The organism is Salinivibrio sp. MA427 (assembly GCF_001996115.1).
GTDB classification, from domain to species: Bacteria; Pseudomonadota; Gammaproteobacteria; order Enterobacterales; family Vibrionaceae; genus Salinivibrio; species Salinivibrio costicola.
This window is the reverse complement of the sequence record NZ_MUFH01000367.1, coordinates 1-3,618: the sequence shown is the minus strand read 5'-3', so window position 1 is coordinate 3,618 and position 3,618 is coordinate 1. Positions and strand designations below refer to the sequence as shown.

Here is a 3,618-nt window from a genome sequence, read left to right as displayed (position 1 = left end):
GTTCATAGTTCTGTGTCACCCAACGTTTAAAGATCTACGTAGTCGTCGAACCGTCCTTCGAAGTGGATGCTCAGTTGGGACAATGTCAGGTTCCAATTCTGCACGAGGGTGTTCAATATTCTGTGTCAGCCAATTTTTCATATATTTATATGATCATCAAGTCGATCTTCAACGTTGCTAATTAGCTGCGATAGCGTCACGTTCCAGTATTATATTGGAGGCATCCACTTTTATGATGCCTTCCACATACTCGAGTGCAACGCCAAAAACGCCGCCATGACCGCGCAGGGCGTGTATTAGAAACGGGCCGTTTTCGTTATCGCTATGATGCTTGCGGCCGCGTGATTGAAAAAACAGAGCATAAAGCGGGTTACCGGCCACAGGTGACGCGGTTTAGCTGGAACGCGGATGACCGCTTAACCCACATTGAACTGCCCAACGGCACGCGGTATCGCTACCGTTACGACCCGTTTGGGCGACGCATCGCCAAAGAATGTGCGCACAGCGACACACAGACTCACTACCTGTGGGACGGCGCGCACATTGTACAGCAACAACAGGCCACGGCTGATGGGCAAGTTCTACAGCAAACCGAATACCTCTATGAGCCCGGCAGCTTCCGCCCGATGGCGCAAGTGACCCACCATGAGCAAGGCAGCGAGCTGCATTACATCGTGACCGACCATGCGGGCACACCGCAAGAGCTGTGTAATGAACAAGGTGATATTGTCTGGCGGGGCGAGCAAGCGCTATGGGGCCATTACCATGGGCAATCACAACGGCACTGGCAACGACGCGAAGAAGCGGCTAACGACAGCGTACAGTGTGACCTTCGCTACCAAGGACAAATTGAAGACCCAGAATCGAGCCTTTACTATAACGTAAACCGTTATTACGATGCAGACAGTGGCCAGTATCTTAGCCCGGACCCAATAGGGTTTGCGGGAGGGTTAAGGCCGCAGGCCTATGTTGCCAACCCACTAGAGTGGGTGGATCCGTTGGGGCTGGTTGGGTGCTGCTCATGGAGGTGAGGATGAAGAGGTTGCAAAGGGTGGACGAAAAGATGTTTCTCATCCATCACAAAAGGCCGCAAGAAGAGCTGCAGAGCGCCAAGCTGGGATGGGGAAACATGGAGGCCGAGAACAGCTTCCTGATCAACCTTCAAGACCTGGATCAAGGTCACCGCAGGGGGATCCTGGAGTTCGTACCGAAGTTCGTTCGATTGATACAGGGAGAACTGTCCATCACGACCCATATGGGCATAAAAAAGATAATATTCCTCCTCACTATGGTGTAGATACCCCTGGGGGGACAACTCACCATACTTATCCATCAACTCATAACCCTCAAAATAATAGGTGAACGGTGTTTGAATTTGGCAAAGAAGAGCCTATAGCGAACAACGCAGCGTTGTACGAAAAGAAGAGAGGCTCGGATGAACTAGTTTCTGATCAATCAAAAGGCCGTGTACTTAATCGTTACAGCTTTGTAAGCAAGGACTGTTCATCCGACTCGGTCTCTATGTTGATTTGTGAGCTATTAAATCAGATAGACTTGAAAGCTGTGGTTGTTGTGTCTTGGCTAGTTAACTTACCCGGTAGATCCCAAGTTGCGGCAAAGGTTATAGAAAAAAGATACTTAAAGAGCGGATGGAAAACCTCTGTTAGAAATGACCACTATCTTGCCTTTAAGGAATTGAAATTAAGCGAGATAGATTCTTGGCCGCCGCTAGGGGTACAGCCTTCAGATGGCGGAGTATTGCTTCTACTCGGTAATGAAAATGAAGATACTCTGTTAAATGCTCTTGATGAAGAGCATTCTTCTTTTTTAGCCAGGACAAGATATTTTGTTCCAGACAATAAGTTTTTTAAGCAATTAGAGGCTGGAAATGTGTCTGTTTTGTATCAAGTAAATGATCAGCTAAATAACACTGGAATAGTATTGTTAGGAAAACAGTCTATATCTATGACGTCAGCTGAAAACGTTGACATTGTTACTACATACGAAGGTGATTCTGCATATAAAGTATTTGTTTAAGTGTTAGGTCAGGGCAAGCACACGAATGTTCATTTTTCAATGGCGTTGCTGATCAAATCATTTAGCTAATACACTGATCCCATTGGAATTACTCCCATNTCTATGACGTCAGCTGAAAACGTTGACATTGTTACTACATACGAAGGTGATTCTGCATATAAAGTATTTGTTTAAGTGTTAGGTCAGGGCAAGCACACGAATGTTCATTTTTCAATGGCGTTGCTGATCAAATCATTTAGCTAATACACTGATCCCATTGGAATTACTCCCATCAATCAACTCGGTAACTAACAGGCATACCGAGTCTGATTGACTTCGCCCATCGCTTTCACGTTGGCCAATGTTTCGCCAGTTTGTACGTTGTAATCACGTAGTGTCAGCTGAGGACTGAGTAACCTAGTTTAGCTGGCACGCGGTATCGCTACCGTTACGACCTGTTTGGGTGACGTATCGCCAAAGAATGTGCACACAGCGACACACAGACTCACTACCTGTGGGACGGCGCGCACATCGTGCAGCAGCAACAGGCTACGGCTGATGGGCAAGTCCTACAGCAAACAGAATACCTCTACGAGCCCGGCAGCTTCCGCCCGATGGCGCAAGTGACCCACCATGAGCAAGGCAGCGAGCTGCATTACATCGTGACCGACCACGCGGGCACACCGCAAGAGCTGTGTAATGAACAAGGTGATATTGTTTGGCGGGGCGAGCAAGCGCTATGGGGCCATTATCACGGGCAATCACAACGCCACTGGCAACGACGCGAAGAAGCGGCCAACGACAGTATAAAGTGTGACCTTCGCTACCAAGGGCAACTCGAAGACCCAGAATCGGGCCTTTACTATAACGTAAACCGTTATTACGATGCAGACAGTGGCCAGTATCTTAGCCCTGACCCGATAGGGTTTGCGGGCGGGTTGAGGCCGCAGGCGTATGTTGCCAACCCACTAGAGTGGGTGGATCCGTTGGGGTTAATGCCTTGGCCTAATCCAACTAAACAAGGGCATCATCTGATCTACAAAAATAAAGCTGCAAGTGTTGGGTGGGACCATTTGGCTTCTAACTCGACGACACCTACTTTTTTCTTTGATGAACCATACACTCCTGGTTCGCATGAAGCGATTCATCGGGCACAAAGGCCTTATGTAGGAAAAGTTCAAGGTCCATGGACAGGAAGCCCGGAGGAGTTATTGTCAGCAAGTAAGGCTGGTTTAGGTGATGTCGATTGGATAAAAGGCAGCTTGAAGATACCTGCGACTGGAGAAGTCCTCGCTGAAAATGTCACACCTTTACAAGCCTTTGATAAATTGGAAGAGTGGCATCAACTACAACTTAAAAATAAAAAAGGGTGTAAATAATGTTATTTCCAGAATTAAAGTCTTTTGTCTTTTTTTCTAAGAAAGACGTTACTGCCTTTATGAAGGATGTGCTAGATCATAACAATGTTCTAAAATATCTAAGAGAGAACGATGGGGGGGCGTTAGTTGAAAATAGAAAGGTATTACCTGTTTTTGGAGTAGATGATGGTCTTTACTCATTTGAAATTTTTGTCAATGATGGAGTAGGTAGTAACAATATAGG

Annotated in this window: 5 protein-coding genes; all 5 read left to right on the top strand. The window is 46.9% G+C overall.

Features of this window, described 5'->3' with window-relative positions; translation table 11 throughout:
- Positions 1 to 254: 254 nt before the first annotated feature.
- Positions 255 to 1,031, top strand: coding sequence for an RHS repeat-associated core domain-containing protein (locus tag BZG79_RS14545; protein ID WP_108743312.1), 777 nt, complete (start codon positions 255 to 257; stop codon positions 1,029 to 1,031).
- A gap of 2 nt (positions 1,032 to 1,033) precedes the next feature.
- Entirely contained in the window at positions 1,034 to 1,297 is a 264-nt protein-coding gene (locus BZG79_RS14540) for a hypothetical protein (RefSeq protein ID WP_077774759.1), read from the top strand.
- Positions 1,298 to 1,365: 68 nt separating this feature from the next.
- Positions 1,366 to 2,037 carry a hypothetical protein gene (locus tag BZG79_RS14535; RefSeq protein ID WP_077774758.1) on the top strand — a complete coding sequence of 224 codons (672 nt, stop codon included), beginning with the start codon at positions 1,366 to 1,368 and terminating at the stop codon, positions 2,035 to 2,037.
- A gap of 512 nt (positions 2,038 to 2,549) precedes the next feature.
- Positions 2,550 to 3,395, top strand: a complete 846-nt coding sequence (locus tag BZG79_RS14530) for an RHS repeat-associated core domain-containing protein (protein ID WP_242414207.1) — start codon at positions 2,550 to 2,552, stop codon at positions 3,393 to 3,395.
- On the top strand, positions 3,395 to 3,618 hold a 224-nt coding region (locus BZG79_RS14525; RefSeq protein ID WP_199877948.1), incomplete at its 3' end, for a hypothetical protein. The genes BZG79_RS14530 and BZG79_RS14525, both read left to right, overlap by 1 nt.

What these genes read in the sequence shown, in the direction of transcription:
- BZG79_RS14540 (WP_077774759.1), top strand. Translation starts at nt 1,034, where the DNA reads ATGAAGAGGTTGCAAAGGGTGGACGAAAAGATGTTTCTCATCCATCAC.